1 protein-coding gene (cut by a window edge) is annotated in these 22,448 nt (G+C 65.7%); it reads right to left on the reverse strand.

The features are described 5' to 3' along the window. Positions 1-22,448, reverse strand: partial view of a non-ribosomal peptide synthetase gene (locus CH292_RS01740; RefSeq protein ID WP_094653849.1) — the 3' portion only. The gene runs 7,645 nt beyond the window's last position; 22,448 of the gene's 30,093 nt are visible here — the last part of the coding sequence; its start codon lies off the right edge, out of view; its stop codon occupies positions 1-3.

Genomic DNA, 22,448 nt, shown 5'->3' on the forward strand with positions numbered 1-22,448 from the left:
TCAGGGGCCGACTACATCCTCGGCCGCGGAAATCATCGTCGCTACCGCTTCCGCGTACCCCTGCGCACCGAGCGCAGGGAGGATTCCAGGCACCAACTGCGACAGAGCAACGGTGACCAACGCCTCGGGCTTGAGGGTCGTACCCATCGCCTTGGACACCGACGCGAGCTTGTCCGACAACTCCTCGAACGAGATCTCCCGCCCCTCGTGCGCCAGAACGGTCGCCGCAGGGCTCACCGACGCAGCCTCCGACACCAGCGACGGAAGGTCGTCCACTGTCCGCGGAGCTCGTTTCGGTGTCAGCGCCGCACGTTCCGACTCCGTCAGGATGTCGATCGATCGAAGCGTCACGGACGGATCCTGGGTGACCGTGTCGAGGATGCGCCGGAACCTGTCCGCGATCTTCTCGACGGTCGATCTCGTGAAGATCGAGGTCGCGTAGTTCAGCAGCGCCCGGACGTCGGTGAGCGCACCGAACTCGTCGAACTGCTCGATCGCAGTCAACTGCAGGTCGAACTTGGCTTGATCCTCGTCTGCCGCCAGGGTCGACACCTCGAGCCCGGGAAGCTCGAACGTGCCGCTGACAGCGTTCTGGAACGTCAGCATCACCTGGAACAGCGGGGAATACGCACTGGATCGCGTTCTACCCATCTGCTCGACGAGCCGCTCGAACGGCACGTCGGCGTTGCCGAAGGCCGCTAGGTCGCGGTCACGTGTGTCCGCCAACAACTCGGAGAACGTCGACCCTCCCTGCACGGACGAACGCAACACCAAGGTGTTGACGAACATGCCGACCAGATCGTCGAGGGCTTCCTCGCCTCGGCCCGCCGTCGGCGTTCCGACAGCGATGTCGTCGGTGCCGCTGAGCCTGGCCAGCAGCACCGCCAACGCACTGTGGACCACCATGAAGACGGTCGCGTTGTGCTCGCGAGCGGTCTTCTCGATACGCCCCGCGATATCGGCACCGAGCGTGAACTCGTACGCCTCACCGATCGTCGACTGCCGCGCCGGTCGCGGATGATCGGTCGGCAAGGGCAACAAGTCCGGAAGCCCGGCCAACTCACGAGTCCAGAACGCGAGCTGCCCACCGAGTGCACTGTCCGGGTCGTCCTCACTACCGAGCACCTCGCGCTGCCACAGGCTGAAGTCCGCGTACTGCACCGGCAACGGTGCCCACTGCGGAGCATCCCCCGCGGCACGAGAGGTGTACGCGAGCATCACGTCGCGGATGAGCGGGCGCATCGAGAACCCGTCTGCCGTGATGTGATGCGCAACGAGCGCGAACACGTGATCGGTGTCGGACAAGGCGAACAGAGCCGCACGAACCGGCACCTCGCTCGTCACGTCGAAGCCTTCACCGAGGATCGCGCCGACGCGGCCGAAGACGTCGCTCTCCGTGGCGGGAATCGGCGTCAGATCCGGCAGAGCGTCCGACACCGAGCCGATCAGCTGGATCGGTCCGTCCTCACTGTCCGGGTACCGCGTCCGGAGCACTTCGTGACGTTCGATCACATCGGCCATGGCGGCTGCGAACGCTGCCGTGTTCAGCGCACCGGTGAACCGCACGGCTGCCGGGATGTTGTACGCAGCCGACGAGGTGTCCACCTGATTGATGGTCCACATCCGTTGCTGCGCAAGCGACAGCGGAACCGCGTCCGGCCGGATGCGCGGAGCGAGCGGAACCCGCGCCCCGCCACCGACGAGTGGCTGAACCCGTGCGGCCAGCGCCTCCACCGACGACGCTTCGAAGATCGTCCGCACCGGAATGCGGGTATCGAGGGCTGCGCCCAGTCTGGACACCACCTGCGTCGCGATCAGGGAGTTTCCGCCCAGTGCGAAGAAGTCGTCGTCCAACCCGACACGAGCGAGACCGAGCACGTCGGACAGCGTTCGTGCGACGACTTCCTCGATGGGATTGGTCGGGGCCCTGAACTCCCCGACGGTCGTCTCCGGCTCCGGCAGTGCTGCGCGATCGAGCTTGCCGTTGGCGTTCAGCGGCAACGCATCCAGCATCACGTACACCGACGGAACCATGTACGACGGGAGGATTCGGGTCAGCTCGATCCGAATCGTCTCGGCATCTGTGCCGTCTTCGCCCCCGGCGAGGTTCGGCACGACGTACGCCACCAGCTGGTCACCGGTGCGTCCGTCGTTGTAGACGGTCACGGCGGTGTCGCGAACGGAATCGAGTCCGCGCAAGGCAGATTCGATTTCACCGAGTTCGATGCGGTATCCGCGAACCTTGACCTGGAAGTCCGCACGCTCGATGTACTCCAGCTCACCCGAGCGCGTCCACCGCACGATGTCGCCCGTTCGGTACATACGTTCCGAGCTCGCATACGGATTTGCGACGAATCGATCGGCTGTCAGATCGACCCGACCGTGGTAGCCACGCGCCAACTGAGATCCCGCCAGGTAGAGCTCACCGCTGACGCCGACGGGAACGGGCTGCAGACGCGCATCGAGAACGTGAACCCGACTGTTCCACTCCGGTTTTCCGATCGGAACCGTCGTGGTGTCACCGTCGACGACGCGGTGCGAGGTGATCGACACCGCCGCCTCGGTGGGCCCGTACAGGTTGTACAGCTCCGCGGAACTCGCCTTCTTCAGCGCCGACGCGGTCGCCGCGGGCAGTGCTTCACCGATCGCCAGGACTCGCCGCAGCGTCGGTGGCAGTGCACCGTCGGACACCGTGGTCAGCATCGACAACATCGACGGCACCACGTGCAGTGTCGTCACCTCGTGGTCACGGAGCAGACCCAGCAGGTAGTCCGGATCACGGTGACCGTCGGCCGAGGCGATCACCATGGATGCACCGACGGTGAGGGCGGACCAGAACTCCCACACCGAGAGATCGAACGTCGCAACGGTTTTCAGCAGCACCGAATCCGACGAGTTCATCCCGAATTCCGCGTGTTTCCACACCAACTGGTTGACGATGGCGCCGTGCGAAACCGCGACGCCCTTCGGCTTACCGGTCGACCCGGAGGTGAAGATCACGTACGCCGTGTTGTCGGCGCGAAGCGCGCGGTTGTCACTGCGAAGCGCGCGCGCGTCCGTCGTCCGGACTGCATCCGCGTCCTTCTCGAGATCCGCCAGATCGACGGAGCCGTCGATGACGACGTTCTCGCGAGCCGTGGTGATCACGCAGACCGGTGCCGCCACGGACAGGATGTACTCGGTGCGTTCGATCGGCTGATCTGGATCGAGAGGAACGTACGCACCCCCGGCCTTGGCGATCGCGTACATCGCGACCACGAGGTCGGTGGACCGTCGAATGGCAAGTCCCACCAGACTTTCGGGTCCGACGCCGCGCTCGACGAGCGACCGCGCGACGCGCTCGACGCGAGCGTCGAACTCGGCGTAGGTGAGCGAGACACCGTCGAACACGACCGCGGTCGCGTCCGGGCTGCGCCGTACCTGCGCGTCGTACAGATCGACGAGAGTTCGGTCCGCCCCGAGGTCGCGAGCGGTGTCGTTCCACGTCGACACCAGCTCGACGCGTTCGCCGGGCGAGGTGATGTCGATGTCTCCGACCGGAACGTCCGGCCGCGCCACGACCTCCTCCAGGACGCGGACGAAGCGTGCGACGACGGCGTCGACCGTCTCTGGCTCGAAGAGATCGGTCGCGTAGGTCATCAGCGCCTCGAAGCCCGCAGGCGCACCCGAGTCGTCGTACTTGTCCGCCAGGATCAGGTGCAGATCGAACTGCGAGTTACCCGAGTCCGCGTCCACCGCCGACACCGTCAGATCACCGAGCTCGAGGGCCGTCTGCGCCACGTTCTGGAACGAGAAACCGACCTGGAACAGCGGGTGCCGTGCCGTCGACCGCGTGGGGTTGAGGACCTCCACGAGGCGTTCGAACGGAACATCAGCGTTGGCGAACGCCCGTAGATCCGTCTCGCGTGCCTGCGCGAGCAGGTCCACGAAGTCCCGGCCGCCGTCCACGTCGAGTCGGAAAACCAGAGTGTTGACGAACATGCCGACGAGATTGTCCAGCGCCGCTTCTCCGCGTCCTGCGATGGGCGTACCGACGGCGATGTCGTTCATGCCCGACAGGCGCGCGAGGAGTACCGAGAACGCCGCGTGCACGGCCATGAACACGGTCGCATTGTGTGCGCGAGCGAGCTCCTGCAGTGCGGCGTGTGTACCGGCCGGAACCGTGAACTCGACGCGGCCGCCCCGGAAACTCTGGTCTGCAGGACGCGGCTTGTCGATCGGCAGGGTCAGCTGGTCCGGCAGGTCTGCGAGTGCAGTCTTCCAGTAGTCCAACTGTTGCGCGCCGACCGACGTCGGATCGTCTTCTCGGCCGAGAACCTCGCGTTGCCACAGCGCGTAATCGGCGTATTGGACCGGCAGTGGTGTCCACTGCGGTTCGGTGCCCGTCGTCCTCGCCGCGTACGCGGTCATCAGGTCGGTCGTCATCGGAACCATCGACGAACCGTCGGCGGAGATGTGGTGAACCACCATCGCCACGACGTACTCGTCGGCACCGACCCGGAACAGGGTGACGCGTACCGGAACTTCGGTCGTGACGTCGAATCGGGTGGCGGCCAGCGCCATCACCTTCTCGGTCACCGACGCCGGATCGGCATCCTCGATGTGCAACGAGATCCCGGCACGCTCGGACGAGAGCACCCGCTGTACGGCACCACCGTCCGTTTCCGGGTAGACCGTTCGGAGCGTCTCGTGGCGTGCCACGAGGTCACCGATGGCCGCGGAGAACGCGTCCTCGTCGAGGCGGCCCGACAGGCGAAGTGCCATCGGGATGTTGTACGCCGTCGACGCACTGTCGAAGCGGTTGAGGAACCACATGCGCTGCTGCGCCAAGGACAACGGCACGTTCGCCGGCCGTTCGCGGGCGACCAGTTCGGTGCGCCCACCTCCGACGGCGGACTCGACGCGTGCAGCCAGGTCGCCGACCGACGAGGCTTCGAACAACAGCCGCACCGGCACCGACGCATCCAAGGCACTACCGAGCCGAGACACCACCTGCGTTGCGAGCAACGAGTTTCCGCCGAGCGAGAAGAAGTCGTCGTCGACACCGACGCGCGCGACACCGAGCACGTCTGCGAACACTCCCGCGACGATCTCCTCGATCGGTGTCGACGGCGCACGGAACGCCGTGGCCACCGCCGCGGGCTCCGGCAGAGCACGCCGATCGAGCTTGCCGTTGACCGTCAACGGAATCTCGTCCATCTGCACGAACGCGGAGGGAACCATGTACTCCGGAACGGACTGCGCCGTTCCCGCTCGCACCGCGTCCAGGTCGGCAGAACCCACCACGTAGGCAACGAGACGAACCGCACCCGGCGAGTCCTCACGCACCACGACCGCCGCCGCTGTCACGCCGTTCTGAGCCGAGACGGCAGCCTCGATCTCGCCGAGCTCGATGCGGAATCCTCGCACCTTGACCTGATCGTCCGCACGGCCGAGGTACACCAGCTCGCCGCTACCGTCCTCACGCCGCGTCCATCGAGCAACGTCGCCTGTGCGGTAGAGCCGACCCTCGCCGAAGGGATTGGCCACGAACCGCACCGACGACAGGTCGGCGCGTCCGAGGTAGCCACGAGCCAACTGCCCACCGGAGACGTACAGCTCGCCCGCCACTCCCACGGGCACCGGGTTCAACCGAGTGTCGAGCACGTAGACACCCAACCCTGTGATGGGTGCACCGATCACCGACGCCGAGCCGATGGACTCCGCCGTCAACGGGCGGTAGGACACGTGGACCGTCGTCTCGGTGATGCCGTACATGTTCACCAGTCGCGGCCCCGCCGTGCTGCCGTCGCCGTGGCGGTCGAACCATCCAGCGAGACGACGAGGCTCGAGAGCCTCACCACCGAAGATCACGTACCGCAGAGACAGCTCACCCGCATCCGCGGACTGCACCCGGTCGAGTTCGGCAAGTTGGTAGAACGCCGACGGCGTCTGATTCAACACCGTGACACGTTCGGCGGCGAGAAGCTCGCGGAACGCCTCCGGTGACCGGGACGTGAAGTAGTCCACCATCACCAGCGTGCCGCCGAAAGCCAACGGACCCCACAGCTCCCACACCGAGAAGTCGAACGCGTAGGAGTGGAACATCGTCCACACGTCGTCCGGCCCGAAACCGTACGATGCGTCCGTGTTGTCGAGAAGTCGGACGACCGTACGATGCGGAATCAGCACACCCTTGGGACGACCCGTCGAACCCGACGTGTAGATGACGTACGCCAAGTGCTCGGGACGCAACGGAGCGCGTCGATCCGCATCGGACACCCTGTCCGCATCCTCACGGCCGTCACTCTCTCCGCCGGCACCGATGCGCCCCTCGCCTTCGAGTCGAGACAAGTCCACGACCGGGAGGGAACCGGCGCGCACCGGTGCCATCGACTCGCCCTCCAGCACGGCCGAATCGGTGAGGACCGCAACCGGACTCGCATCGTCGACCATGAACGCGATCCGCTCGGACGGGTACGACGGGTCGATCGGCAGGTAGCCTGCGCCGGCCTTCAGCACCGCCAACAAGCCCACGATCAATTCGACCGACCGCGGGAGCGCCACCGCAACGAGCGCATCCGGATGTGCTCCGACCTCGATCAGAGCTCGCGCGACACGATCGGCCCGGCCGTCGAGTTCCGCGTACGTCACCGACTCGTCTCCGAAACGGACGGCTACACCACCCGGATGCGCGGACACAGCTGCCTCGAACCGATCGATCAGCGTCGCCTCGCTCACCGACACGTCCGAACCCGACGAACTCCACTGAGTGAGAACACGATCACGCGTCAGCGCATCGACGATCTCGATGTCACCGACCGCCCGAGACGAATCGGTCACGACACCACCGAGAACAGCGAGGAACTGCTCCCCCATCGACACGACCGTCGACTCGTCGAACAGATCGGTCGAGTACGAGACGTAGCAGGTGTAACCGCCGCCGGTCTCCTCCTCGAAGGTGAACTGCAGGTCGAACTTCGCGATCTCCGCATCGAACTGCACCGCCTCCGCGGACAGGTTCGGCAGTTCCAGGGCCGTGCGACCGAGGTTCTGGAATGCGAGCACCACCTGCACGAGCGGATGACGAGCCTGCGACCGCTGCGGGTCCAGGATCTCCACCAAGCGCTCGAAGGGAACGTCGGCGTTGCCGAACGCCTGCAGATCGACTTCACGCGCCTGTGCCACTACCGCGTCGAACGCAACTGCAGGCGACACCTCGGTGCGCAGTACCAGCGTGTTCACGAACATGCCGATCAAGTCGTCCAAGCGCGCATCACCGCGTCCTGCGACGGGCGTACCGATCGCCACGTCCTCGGACGCGGACAACCGCGCCATCAGCACGGCCAACGCTGCGTGCACGACCATGAACACGGTCGAATCGTGTGCCCGCGCAAGCTCTTCGAGACTGCGGTGCAGAGACGGTGAGACGGAGAACTGTGTGGTTCGCCCGCGGTAACTCGCCACGTCGGGTCGAGCGTGGTCGAACGGTAGGTCGATCTGATCCGGCAACCCGGACAGCTGAGACCTCCAGTAGTCGATCTGCGCCGACACGAGCGACGACGCGTCGTCCTCACTGCCCAGAACGCTGCGTTGCCACAGCGTGTAATCCGCGTACTGCACGTCCATCGGTTGCCACTGCGGTCGATCGCCGGCAGTGCGTGCCGCGTAGGCCGTCATCACGTCGCGCGTCAGAGGGCCCATCGAGAATCCGTCTGCAGCAATGTGATGCACGACGAACACCAGAACGTGCGACTCGGGGCTCATTTCCAGCAACCGAATGCGCACGGGGACGTCTCGAGTGACGTCGAACCCGATCGAGACGATCGACACGACCTCGTTCACCACGTCCGATTCGGACACAGCGTGCGGCGCCAGATCGATGGAGACCTGGGACGGCTCGAGGATCACCTGATGCCCGACACCGTCGACCTCGGGGTAGACCGTCCGCATCGTCTCGTGGCGGGTGAGGACGTCGGTCACCGCGTCGCGCAGCGCCTCGGTGTTCAACTCGCCCGTCAGTCGTATCGCGACGGGGATGTTGTTGACCGCGGAGGCAGAGTCGAAACGGTTGAGGAACCACATCCGCTGCTGAGCGAGCGACAGCGGAATCCGTTCCGGGCGGTCCTGAGCGGCCAGTGCGACACGGCCCTGCGAGCCCGTTCCTTCGGCCCCCACGTGTGCTTCCACTGCACGTGCGAGACCGCCGACCGTGGTGGCGTCGAAGAGAACCCGGATCGGGACCGTCGTGTCCAGGGCAGCGCCGAGCCTGGCGACGACCTGCGTCGCCACCAGTGAGTTGCCGCCCAGGGAGAAGAAGTCGTCGTCCAGGCCGACGGACTCCACGCCGAGCACGTCAGAGAACACCGTCGCAACGGCCTGTTCGATCGGAGTCGAGGGCGCACGGAATTCCGCGGCCGAGACCTCCGGATCGGGAAGTGCCCTGCGATCCAGCTTGCCCGAGCTCGTCAGCGGAAGACCGTCCAGCAGCACGACAGCCGACGGAACCATGAACGCAGGCAGTCGAGTCTCGGCTTCCGACGAGATGTCCGCGACTGTCGTGCGTGCCGTCCACGGAACGACCCATGCCACCAGACGATCGTCGCGTACGGCCACCACAGCCTGTGCGACCGCAGGGTCGGCGACGAGGGCGGCCTCGATCTCACCGAGCTCGATTCGTTGTCCGCGCAGCTTGACCTGGAAATCGGAGCGGCCGACGTACTCGAGTTCGCCGGCTGTGTTCCACCGCACGACATCACCCGTGCGGTACAGCCGCCCGAGTCCGAAGGGGTTCGCGACGAATCGGTCCGCGGTCAGATCAGGTCGTGAGCTGTAGCCGCGTGCCAATTGAACGCCACCGAGATACAGCTCTCCCTCGGAGCCGTCGGGAGCGGGCCGAAGAGCGTTGTCGAGCACGTACACCTGCGTGTTCCAGACCGGTCGACCGATCGGGACACCGCGGGTGTCCGCGGCGACGAACTCGTGATACGTCACGTCGACTGCGGCTTCGGTCGGCCCGTAGAGGTTGACCAGCCGCGCCGACGGAAGCAGCGACACGATCTTTGCCGCAGTCGATTCCGGCAATGCCTCACCGGACGCGAACACCCACCGAAGGTCGCGAGCATCGGCTGCACCTGGTTCTGCCGAGAACACACCGAGCATCGACGGCACGAAGTGCGCCACCGAGACCGACTCCCGCGCGAACAGCTGTGCGAGATATGCGGGATCGCGGTGACCGTCCGGCCGCGCGACGACGGTTCTCGCGCCGACACGCATGGGCCAGAACAGTTCCCACACCGACACGTCGAACGTCACCGGTGTCTTCTGTACGACGGTGTCGGCGTCGTGCAGTCCGTACTCGGCCTGCATCCACTCGAGGCGGTTGACGATGGCGCGATGAGTGATCGTGACACCCTTGGGCCGACCCGTCGAACCCGAGGTGAACAGCACGTATGCACTGTTGTCCGGCCCGACGGTCCGGTCCGACGGACCGAGCGCAACCGCCGGATACTCCGACAGCGACAGCGTGTCGATGTGCATCACCGGGGGTGAACCTGCACCCAGCTCCACCGCGTCGCGCTCGGTCGAGAGCACGAGCACCGCGTTCGCCACGTCCACGATGTACTCGAGACGATCGACAGGCTGTTCCGGATCGAGAGGAACGTACGCTCCGCCTGCCTCCACGACGGCGTAGATGCCGACCATCAGATCGATCGACCGGCGCATGCCGACTGCCACCGCGATCTCCGGCCCGACACCGTGGCCGGCCAGGTAGCGCGCCAGCCGATGGACGCGGTCGGCGAACTCGCGGTAGCTGATCGTGTCGCCTTCGAACGTCAAGGCAGGTGCGTCGGGAGTCGATTCTGCGCGGGAGAAGAAGGCGTCCAGGAGCAACGCCTCGTCGACGGCATGATCGGTCTGGTTGCGATCGACGACCAGGGCATGACGTTCGTCGTCGCCGAGAAGGTCGAGGTCGCCGACCCTGACGCTCGGATCGACGGCCACGGCGGTGAGAATGCGCTCCATCCGGCCGATCAGTGCTGCCACGTGATCTTCGTCGAACAGGTCCTCGAAGTACTTCAGTGTCAACCGAATTCGGTCGTTCGCGACGATGAGCAACGTCAGCGGGTAGTGCGTGCTGTCGTTCGACTCCACACCGGACACGGCCATGCCGTCGATGTTCGACGCCTGGGCCGCGAGCCCTTCTTCGTCGACGGGGTAGGACTCGAACACGGTCAGTGTGTCGAAGAGGGCACCGACACCGGCTGCGCGCTGGATGTCGGTGAGCCCGAGGTAGTGGTGATCGAGCAGATCGGCTTGCTCGGCCTGGAGCCTCGTGAGCGCCGACTCGACGGACTCGGCTGCGTTCAGGCGAACACGGATCGGGAGTGTGTTGATGAACAGGCCGACCATCGACTCGACGCCGGGAAGTCCTGCAGGCCTGCCGGATACCGTCGCGCCGAAGACGACGTCGTCCCGTCCGGTCGATGCCGACAGCAGGATTCCCCACGCGGCCTGAACCAGCGTGTTCACGGTGACTCCGAGGCGGGCGCCCAAGTGCGTCAGCGACGAGGACAACTCTGCCGACAGGACTGTCTCCACGGCACCCGACCGTGACGTGATCTCACGTCCCACGGCACCGGGAGCGAGAATCGTCGGCTCCGGAGCGTCCTCGAACGCTCGGGCCCACACGCCTTCGGACCGTGCTCGATCCTGACGTGCGATCCAGGACAGGAACGTTCGGTAGGACGACACACGCGGCAGACCGGACGCGTCGCCGTGTGCGGCGTACAGAACCAACAGGTCCCGCATCAGTAACGGCATGGACCATCCGTCGAGCAGGACGTGGTGGTTCGCGAACAGCAGCCGACTGTCGTCCTCGGTGATCTTCACCAGGGTGAAACGCACGAGAGGTGCCGTGGCGGTGTCGAATCGAGCTTCCTGCTCCCCCGCACGCAGCTCCTCGTACGCACGCTCACGATCTCCCGACGGGAGTCCGGACAAGTCGTGCTCGGCCCACGGGAGTTCGACGTCGTCCTGGACCACCTGAACGGTGGAGCCGTCGGCGACCGTCACGAACGCGGTCCGCAGGTTGTCGTACCGGTCGACGAGCGACGCCGCAGCGGTACGAAGACGACCGGCATCGACGTCGCCGGTCAAGCGCAGAACCATCTGCATCGTGTACACGTCGACGGACGACTCCGCGAGCAGTGCGTGGAACAACAAGCCCGATTGCAGCGGCGCGAGCGACCAGATGTCACGCGTCGACGGGTAGCGCTGTTCGACGACGTCGATCTCGCGCTGACCGATACGGACCAGCGGGACGTCCGACGGTGTCAGACCGCCTGCGGTACCGTCCGCGACGTGAGCGGCCAGAGCGGTCAGCGCGCCCACCCAGAGGTCGGCCAGTTCCCGAACGTCGTCTGCATCGATGGCACCGACGGGGAATGCGAACGTCGCAGCGAGCGCCGAATCGTCCCCGGCTCCGCGGACGATCGCATTGATGTCGACGGTCTTGTTCGCCGCCATGTCGGCGTCACCGCTGATGGTCAGATCGTCGAAATCGGTTGCGGGCAGCCACCCTTCGATTCCTTCCGGAACCTCACCGGCGCTACCACGACCGAGGTAGTTGAAACTGATCTGACCGGTCGACAGCGAGCCGAGCTCGTTCGCGGTGTCCTCGTTGAGGTACCGCAACAGCCCGTATCCCATGCCCTTGTCCGGAATGCCGAGCAATTGTTCCTTGACCAGCTTGACCGCGGCCCCGATGGAGGGGCCACCGTCGAGTGCGTCGGCGAGGTCGACTCCGGTGAGGTCGAGACGGACCGGGTACATGCTGGTGAACCATCCGACGGTGCGCGAGAGATCCGCACCTGGAATCAGTTCTTCTTCGCGGCCATGCCCTTCGAGTTGAACCAATGTCGCAGGCGCATCCACTCCGCGACGCGCACGGAACTCTCGTACGGCAAGGGCAAGACCGGCCAACAGCCCGTCCGACACTCCACCGTGGAAGGCATCGGGCACTGCGGTCAGCAGGGCGCGAGTCACGCTCGGCGACAACTCGATCGCACAACGTTCCACCGTCGACGTGACGTCACGGGCAGGGTCGAACGCGCGCGTACCGAGGACCGGATCCGGAGTTCCCGCGACGCTGCGCCACAGATCCATCTCCGAGAGACGACGAGGCGAACGCGCTTCGTCCGCGAGGGCGTGCGCCCAGCGACGCTCCGACGTGCCGACCTCGGGCAGAGCGGGGACTGCACCCGCCGCCGTCTGCGCCCAGGCGGAGACGAAGTCCGGCACGAGGATTCGCCAGGACACGCCGTCGACGACGAGGTGGTGTGCCACGACGACGAGACGGCCGCTCCTCGACGAACCGAAATCGACCCAGACGAAGCGGAGCATGTCGCCTGCGAACGGGTCGAGATGCGACATCGAATCGTCGACGGCCGCTGCGGTACGAGCCAGAACCTCGTCGAGGTCGAGCTCTGCGCCCACTTCGATGCGGTCGACGAGACGATCGATCGACACCGAACCGGGTGCGGAAGTCTCGAGACCCCACCCCTGGGACTCGTTCACCAGGCGCGCCCGGAGTCCGTCGTGGCGGTCCACCACGGCGAGGATGGTCGACACGATTCCCTGACGGTCGATACCGACGGGCAACTCGAGGGTCACCGACTGCACGAAGCGATCGAACGACCCACCCCGATCGGTCATCGACCGAGCGAACGGAAGCAGTGGTGCCCAACCGATTCCGCCACCGTCGAGCTCACCGAGAACGACCTCGTCGACGAGGTTCTCGGCAGCGGCGGCCACCGAAGCGAGACCCGCGACGGTCTTCTGCTCGAAGACGTCGCGTGGGGTGATCACGACACCTCTCGCCCGAGAGCGTGCAACGAGCTGGATCGACACGATACTGTCGCCGCCGAGCGCGAAGAACGAGTCGTCGATGCCGACCGCGTCGAGACCGAGGACGTCCGCGAAGACCTCGCTGAGTACTCGCTCGACATCGGTTTCGGCACCGCGGAACTCGGCCGAGCTCTCGAACGTGTGCTCCGGCAGCGCTCTACGGTCGAGCTTGCCCGACGGTCCCACCGGAAGTTCGTCGAGAACGAGAACCGACACCGGAACCATGTACTCCGGAAGCGTGGTCGCCGCCGACGCGACTACAGCATCGACGTCCACCGACGCGCCTGCAGTGGGCACGACGTAGGCGACCAGCTGATCGCGTACGACCAGTACGACGGCCTGAGCCACCGAATCGGCCCGCAGAAGAGCGGACTCGATTTCTCCCAGCTCGATTCGCAGACCACGAAGCTTGACCTGGAAGTCCGAGCGACCGATGTACTCGAGCTCGCCGCTCGACGTCCAGCGAACCAGGTCGCCGGTGCGGTAGAGGCGGCCACCGTGCCTGTCCGCCGGATCGGCGACGAACCTGTCGGCCGTCAGATCGGGACGCGAATGGTAACCGCGAGCGAGCTGCACACCGGCGAGATAGAGCTCCCCCACCATCCCGACCGGCACCGAGCGAAGTCGATCGTCCAGCACGTGAACTCGGGTGTTGTACACCGGACGCCCGATCGGCACCGACGCGACGTCCGCGTCGACGACGTCGTGGTAGGTCACGTCGACGGCCGCTTCGGTGGGGCCGTACAGGTTGACCAACCGAGCGGCCGGCAGAACCGACCCGATCGTCCGCGCAGTGGCCGGCGGCAACGCCTCACCGGACGCGAAGATCCATCGAAGCGCGTCGGCACCGTTCGCTGTGGGCTCCGCGGCGAACACGGCAAGCATCGACGGCACGAAGTGTGCGACCGAAACCCGCTCGCCGCGCATCAACTCCGCCAGATAGACCGGGTCGCGGTGTCCGTCCGGCCTCGCGATCACCAAACGGGCGCCGATCTGCAGCGGCCAGAAGAGTTCCCACACCGACACGTCGAACGTCACCGGTGTCTTCTGCACCACCACGTCATCGGCCCGTAGACCGTACTGGTCCTGCATCCAGACAAGGCGGTTCACGATGGCGGCGTGAGTGATCGTCACGCCCTTCGGCCGACCTGTCGAGCCCGAGGTGAACAGCACGTATGCCGCATTCGACGGACGCAGAACACCGATGCGGTCCGCGTCGACGAGCGGCGCATCCGAGTACTCGTCGAGCCCCAGACGGTCGATCTCGAGCACCACCGCGTCGTCCGCCCGGAACCGTTCTCGCGACGTGGTCAGAACCGTCGCCGCCGCGGAGGTGTTCAGGATGTACTCGACGCGATCGGCAGGCTGATCCGGATCGATCGGCACGTAGCCTGCACCGGTTTCCAGCACGGCGTACACGCCGACCATCAGATCGAGCGAGCGCTTGAAGGCAACCGCGACAAGCGATTCCGCGCCGACACCGCGCTCGACGAGGGCACGGGCGAGTCGATTGACCCGGCGATGGAACTCGGCGTACGTCAGTGATTCGCCATCGAACGTCAGCGCCACGGCGTCGGGTGTCCTCGCCACCTGGGCGTCGAACATCGAGACGAGCGTTGCCGACTCGTCGACATCGTGAGCGGTGTCGTTCGCGGCAGCGATCAGTGCGCGTTCGCTCGGGTCGGACAGGTCGACGTCGCCGATAGCGACCGTTCGATCCGCGGCGAAAGCCTCGAAAATGCGTTCCAGCCGGCCCATCATGGTGGCCACGGCCGCGCCGTCCAGAACATCGGTCAGGTACTTCAGCTTCAGATGCACCTGTGAATCCACCGCGATGAGCAGCGTGAGCGGGTAATGGGTCGCGTCCTCCAGCTCGACCCCGGACACCGACATGCCGTCGATGTTCTTCGCCTGTTCGGCGAGACCGGCCTCGTCGACTGGATACGACTCGAACACCGTCAGGGTGTCGAACAACGCTCCCAGATTCGCAGCTCGCTGAATCTCGTTGAGCCCCAGGTAATGATGATCGAGCAGATCGGCTTGTTCACCCTGCAGCCGCACCAGTACGGACTCGACCGATTCGTGGCCGTCGAACCGGACACGGACAGGGAGGGTGTTGATGAACAGACCCACCATGGATTCGACGCCTGCCAGACCCGCCGGGCGTCCGGACACCGTGGCGCCGAACAACACGTCGTTGCTTCCCACGGACCGACCGAGGAGCAGACCCCACGCTGCCTGAACCATCGTGTTCAGCGTGACACCGAGTTGCGCTCCGACCGAGTGAAGCGCCGACGACAACGCCGGGCTCAGATCCAGAATCACCTCACCGATATCGGTGGACGCCTCTCCGGCACGCTCGGCCGACGTGAGCATCGTCGGTTCCTCGACACCTGCCAAGGCCTCGATCCACTTGTCGACCGAGACGCGTGCGTCCTGCTCCGCGACCCAGCCGAGGAACGACCGGTAGGAACGCACGCGAGGCAGCAACGACACGTCACCTTCGAGCGCGTACAGAGCCAAGAGATCTCGCATCAACAGCGGCGTCGACCATCCGTCGAGAAGAAGGTGGTGACTCGACACGAGGAACCGTACGTCGGTGGCCGACACGGTCACGAACGTGAACCGCATCAGCGGAGCCGACGTCAGATCGAACGGCTCGATCTTGTCGGCCGCACGGAGCTCGTCGAAGGCCGCCTCGCGCTCCGATTCCGGCAGCGACGTCAGGTCGACGTCCCTCCACGGCACGTCGACTCGATCCAGCACCAACTGAACCGACGTACCGTCCACATTCTGTACGAATGCCGTCCGTAGGTTCTCGTACCGGTCGAGCAGCGCCTGAGCAGCACCGTGAAGACGCTCACGCTCGACGTTTCCGCTCAGCCGTAGCACGACCCGCATCGTGTAGACGTCGACCGACCCAGCCCGTGCGTCGGTCGACTGGGCGATCAACGCATGGAACAGCAGGCCAGACTGCAACGGGGCGAGCGACCAGATGTCCGCCGCCGCAGGGTACGTCGCCTCCCATCGATCGATGTCGGCCTGCGACACGGACACGAGCGGAACGTCCGACGGAGTCAGTCCCCCTGCGTTGTCTCCTGCCACGTGTTCGGTCAGCGCGGTCAGCGCACGATCCCACAGCTCGACCAGTTCGGACACCTGGGTGCGGGTGAGCATCCCTGTCGCGAACGTGAAACTTGCGGTCAGACGGGGTCCGTCGACAGTGTCGACAACGGCAGAGTTGATGTCCACCGCGGCATTGGCCGGCATGTCCGGATCACCCGGTGCACCGACGTCCGCCAACACCGCGGACGGGAGCCAGGCGCCGCCGGTCAGTTCCGCCGAGATGCCCTCGGTGGACACGCGTCCCAGGTAGTTGAAGCTGACCTGCGGAGTGCTCGCGCTGGACTGCAGAACCTTGGCCGTCTCACCGTTCAAGTAGCGGAGCAGACCGTAGCCCATTCCCTTGTCCGGCACAGCGAGGAGCTGTTCCTTCACGGCCTTGACCGCGTCGCCGACCGCTGTGCCACCGGCCAGAGCGTCGTCGACGTCGATCCCGTTCAAATCGAGCCGGACCGGGAACGCACTGGTGAACCATCCGACGGTGCGGGAGAGGTCCGCACCCGGCACGATGTCTTCCTCGCGACCGTGGCCCTCGAGCTTGACCAGGCTCTCGGAGGTCACAGCGCCGGTTCGGGAACGCCATTCGCCGAGAGCCAACGCCAGGGTGGCCAGAAGTCCGTCGTTGACACCACCGTTGAACGCGCTCGGTACTCGGGTGAGCACGGCGTCGGTGACCGCCGCGGACAGTTCGATGTCGACGCGGTCGGTCGACGACAGCGTGTCGACTCGCGCGTCGAACGCGCGAGAACCGATTCGCGGATCGGTACCTGCCAGAACGTCTGTCCACCAACCGATTTCAGCTTCACGCTCGCTGTCGTGAGCGGCGTCGACCAAACCGTGGGCCCACCGACGCATCGACGTACCGACGGCAGGAAGTGTGATCGGCTGCTCGGCCGCTCCCTGCCCCCATGCCACGGCGAGGTCGGGCAGCAGGATTCGCCACGACACGCCGTCGACCACGAAGTGGTGTGCAACCAGGAGGAGGATGCCTGCCCGCGCAGGCCCGTCACCGACGAAGTCGAACCAGACGACTTCCAACATCCGACCACGCTCGGGATCGAGGCGGTCCTTTGCCTCGTCGAGTGCGGACTCGGCACGCGCGCGAACCTCTGCGTCGTCGAGCCCGGAGTCGAGCTCGACGCGAACCAGCAGATCCTCGACGTCGACGGTGCCGTGATCCCGGACGTAGAACGTCCACTCGCCGCCTTCGGCACGCTCGACGACGGACCGAAGCACGTCGTGGTGATCGACGACCGCGCCGATGGTCCTGCTCAGCAGCCCGTGGTCGATGCCGGTGGGCAGCGTGACCGCCACCGACTGCGCGAACCTCGCGAATCCACCCGGACCTTCGAGGATGGATTTCATGATCGGCGTCAGTGCCAGCGGACCCAGTCCGCCGCCGGGCAGCTCTTCCACCACCGGGACGTCCGTGGTCTCGCTCATCACGGTGGCGACCTCGGCAAGCGCGGCAACGGACTTGCGCTCGAACACGTCCCGAGGGGTGAACGAGATACCCCGTGCGCGCGCCCGCGAGACCAGTTGAATCGACACGATGCTGTCGCCGCCGAGAGCGAAGAACGACTCGTCGACGCTCACACGCTCCATGTTCAGAACATCGGCGAAGACTTCGGCGATGATCGTCTCTATTTCTCCGGTCGCACCGCGGAATTCCTGTTCGGCGAACACCGGTTCCGGTAGCGCCGCACGGTCCAGCTTGCCCACCGGGGTCAACGGAACACTGTCGAGGACGATGATCGACGCCGGGACCATGTGCGCAGGAAGAGTTTTCGCCACGAACTCGGTGAGACCCTCGACGTCCACTGTCGCCCCACGCGCCGGGAGCACATAGGCAACCAGACCGGTTGCGCCGCTGGGAAGTTCACGTCCGAGCGTGGCCGCGAAGGACACGCTGTCGTGTTCGGTCAGTGCTGCGTCGACCTCGCCGAGTTCGACACGGAATCCGCGGACCTTGATCTGGAAGTCCGATCGCCCGACGAACTCGATGGTCACGGCGTTCGGGTCGGCGATCACGGCGTCCGATCCGAAGGTCCAACGGACGACGTCGCCGGTGCGGTACATGCGCGCACCGGGAGCACCGTACGGATTGGCGACGAAACGCGACGACGTCAGATCCTCGCGCTCGTGATAGCCCCGGGCGAGAGCGCCGCCCGCGAGATAGAGCTCACCTGCGGCACCGACGGGAACCGGGTGCAGACGCGCGTCGAGAACGAGCGCCGACATTCCGTGGATCGGTCGGCCCACGGTGATGGGCATGCCCGGCCGAAGCTCGGCGAACGTGGAGATGATCGTTGTCTCGGTCGGACCGTACCCGTTGAAGTACGTACGGCCTGGCGCCCACCGAGCGAGGAGATCGGGGGTGGTGACGTCGCCGCCGACGGAGACGACCCGGAGACTGTCGATCCCCGCCGCGTCCACTGTTCCGAGCACGGCGGGGGTGATGATCGTGTGGGTCACCTGCTCGGTCACGAGCAACTCGGCGAGGTCCTCGCCGCCGATGATGGTCGACGGCACGACGACGAGGGTCGCGCCTTCGGAGAACGCGGCCATCCATTCGAGAACCGACGGGTCGAAGCTCGGCGAACAGATGTGCAGGAACTTGGATGTTCGGTCCAGGTGATACAGGTCGGTCGCCGCGTCGAGCACGCCGCCCAGACCACTGTGCGTGACGACGACGCCCTTGGGGAGTCCTGTCGAGCCGGAGGTGTAGATCACGTACGCGGCGTGATCGATGGACAGCCGCGACGTGCGATCCGCGTCGGTGATCGGAGTGTCGGACTGCCGAGAGACCGCCGCTGCGAAATCGGCGCCGTCGGTCACGAGCCACTCGATCGCCGAAGGCAGTTCCTCGACGTGGTCGCTCGACGTCAGGCCGAACAGTGCGCCCGAGTCGCCGACCATGTGCTCGATGCGTCCGGACGGGTAGTTGGGATCGACCGGAAGGTGTGCAGCGCCTGACTTGGCCACCGCCCAGACCGCGGCGACCATGTCGTACGAGCGCGGGAAGGCGAGTGCGACGATGCGATCCGGGCCGGCGCCACGTTCGATCAACGCGCGCGCGACACGCGTGGACGTCTCGTCGAGTTCTCGATAGGTGATGGAGCGGCCGTCCGCGCGCACTGCCACACCGTCGGGATCGATGTCGACACCGCGCTGGAAGATCTCCGGCAGAGTACCGCCGTGCGTCACCTCGTCGCCGTGGACGTGAGTCAGCCACTGGTACTCGTCGTTCTCGAGAATGGTGAGGTCACCGACCGGACGATCGGGTCGCGCGACGACACCTTCGAGAATTCGAACGAACCGGCGAGCGAACACCTCGACCGTCGAGCGGTCGAACAGAGCTGTCGCATAGGTGAATTCGGCGGAGATACCGGTCTGCGCACCCGATTGATCGGTGTGCTCGGACAACAACAACGACAGATCGAACTTGGCGACGTCGATGTCGAAATCGACCGCGCTGACCTTGAGCCCCGGCAGTTCGAAGCTGGTCTGCGGCAGATTCTGGAACGACAACGCGACCTGGAACAGCGGGTGGCGTGCTGTGGAGCGTTCCGGGTTCAGGATCTCCACGAGTCGCTCGAACGGCACGTCGGCATTTCCGAATGCCTTGAGGTCGCCCTCGCGAGTCGCCTCGAGGAGGTTCTCGAACGAACGACTCGGTTCCACGTCGGAGCGCAGAACGAGCGTGTTGACGAACATGCCGATCACGTCGTCGAGTTCCGCTTCACCACGCCCGGCGATCGGCGTGCCGATTGCGATGTCCGACGTTCCGGACAAGCGGGCCAACAGAACTGCAAGCGCCGAGTGAACGACCATGAACAGTGTCGTGCCGGTACGGCGAGCCAGTTCGACGAGGTCTCGGTGCAATTCCGGTTCGATACGGAAACTGCTGGTGCCACCGACGAAGGACTGTACGCCGGGACGCGGACGATCGAACGGTAGAACGAGTTCCTCGGGCAGACCCGCGAGCGTCGACTTCCAGAAATCCGCCTGCGTCGAGATCAACGACCGAGGGTCGGATTCGTCTCCGAGTGCTTCACGCTGCCACAGAGTGAAGTCCGCGTACTGGACCGCGAGCGGAGCCCACCCAGGCTCCTCGCCGACCGTTCTGGCGGCGTAGGCGATCATCACGTCGCGCGTCAACGGGCCCATCGACCAACCGTCGGCGCTGATGTGGTGCGCGACGAACACGAGCACGTGCTCGGTGTCGGTCACGGCGAACAGCTCGGCGTGGAGCGGTACTTCCCGCGTCACGTCGAACCCTGTCGAGACCACCGACGTGATTCGTCCCGGAAGGTCGTCCTCGGCAACGGTGACCGGCACCAACACAGGAACAGCCGACGACGTCGGCAGAATGACCTGCGAGGCGACTCCGTCGGTCTCCGGATAGACCGTGCGCAGCGCTTCGTGACGCTCGAGCACGTCGGCGATGGCGGCCTGCAGCGCCGACACGTCGAGGCTTCCCGAGAGCCGGATTGCCACCGGGAGGTTGTTCACAGCGGACTCGGTGTCGAAGCGGTTGAGGAACCACATTCGCTGCTGCGCGAGCGACAGCGGAATGTGATCCGGACGTGGGCCTGCGACGAGTGCGACGCGACCACCACCGACGTGCGATTCCGCACGGGCAGCGAGACTTTCGACGGTCGAGGCCTCGAACAGCGTCCGTACGGGCACGCGGGCTCCGAGAGCAGCACCGACTCTCGACACGACCTGCGTCGCGACGAGCGAGTTTCCGCCCAACTCGAAGAAGTCGTCGTCGAGACCCACGCGCGGCACACCGAGGACCTCGGCGAACACACCGGCCACGATTTCCTCGACCGGTGTGCGGGGCGCACGGAACACTCGCGCTTCGAACACCGGATCGGGCAGAGCCCGGCGATCGAGCTTGCCGGACGCGTTCAACGGGAGAGCATCGAGCACGACGAAGGTGGACGGCACCATGTAGGTCGGCAGCACCGTGGAGACGGCGGATTGCAATGCCCCGGTGTCCACCGTTGCACCCGGGACGGGAACGACGTAAGCGACGAGCTGATCGGAACGAACCAGAACGACCGTCTGAGCCACCAACTCGTGTCCGAGCAACGCGGATTCGATCTCGCCGAGCTCGATACGAAGACCGCGCAGCTTGACCTGGAAGTCCGTGCGTCCGAGGTAGTCGAGTTCCCCGGCAGCAGACCATCGAACGAGGTCGCCGGTGCGGTACATCCGAGTGCCGTCGCCGAAGGTCGAGGCAACGAAGCGATCTGCCGACAGGTCGGGACGACCGAAGTAACCGCGTGCAACCTGTGCGCCCGTCAGATAGAGCTCCCCCGCGACGCCGATCGGAACCGGACGCAACCGAGAATCGAGCACGAGCACCCGTGCGTTCCAGACCGGCGACCCCATGGGCGCCGAGGCGCCGGGGACGGACACGCCCGGAGTCCCTGCCACGGCACGCGCGGTCGCGTGAACCGCGAACTCGGTCGGACCGTACAGATTGTGGATCCGTGCGGAAGGAAGCGCCGACGCAGCGGATCGGACCACCGATGTCGGAAGAGCCTCACCTGCAACCAGAACCGTCCGCAGTGAAGGACATCCGTCGGGACCGACGGCCGAGACGAATGCGGACAGGACGGACGGCACGAACGACGTCGCGGTGACGCCCTCCGACTCGATGACGGACACCAGATACGCCGGGTCGCGATGACCGTCCGGCTCGGCGACGATCAGACGGCCACCGGCAGCGAGCGATCCGAACAGTTCCCACACCGACACGTCGAACGTGAACGGAGTTTTCTGCAGAACAACGTCTTCGGTGCTCAGACCGTACTCGGCGACCAGCCACGAGATCTGGTTCACCACGGCGGAGTGCGAGACGGCGACGCCCTTGGGCTTACCCGTGGATCCGGACGTGAAGATCACGTAGGCGACGTTGTCCGCGCGGAGCGGCGCGAGGCGATCCGCATCGGTGATCGTCGCCGCCGAGTGAGTGCTCGTGTCGAGCGAGTCGACCACGACGATCGGTACGTCGACTCGGATGTCCAGGTCGTCGTGTGAGGTCGTCAACACGGCGATCGGCGATGCGACCTCGAGAATGTACCCGTTGCGCTCGGCCGGCTGGTCCGGGTCGACCGGGACGTAGCCCGCTCCCGATCGCAGTACTGCATAGAGAGCGACGATCATCGACAACGATCGACGCATCGCAACGGCGACCGACTCGTCCGGTCGCGCGCCACGGGCGACGAGTTCGCGTGCGAGGCGATTGACACGTGCGTCGAGGTCTGCGTAGGTGACGCCCTGCCCGTCGAACACGACGGCAACCGAATCGGGGCGTGCGGCCACCTGCGCGTCGAAGGCATCGAGAAGTGTTGCGTCGACGCCGAGTTCGTGCTCGGTGTTGTTCCAGGATTTCAGAATCAACCCACGCTCGACGGCGTCGT

This window comes from Rhodococcus sp. 14-2470-1a, assembly GCF_002259425.1.
GTDB lineage: Bacteria > Actinomycetota > Actinomycetes > Mycobacteriales > Mycobacteriaceae > Rhodococcoides > Rhodococcoides fascians_E.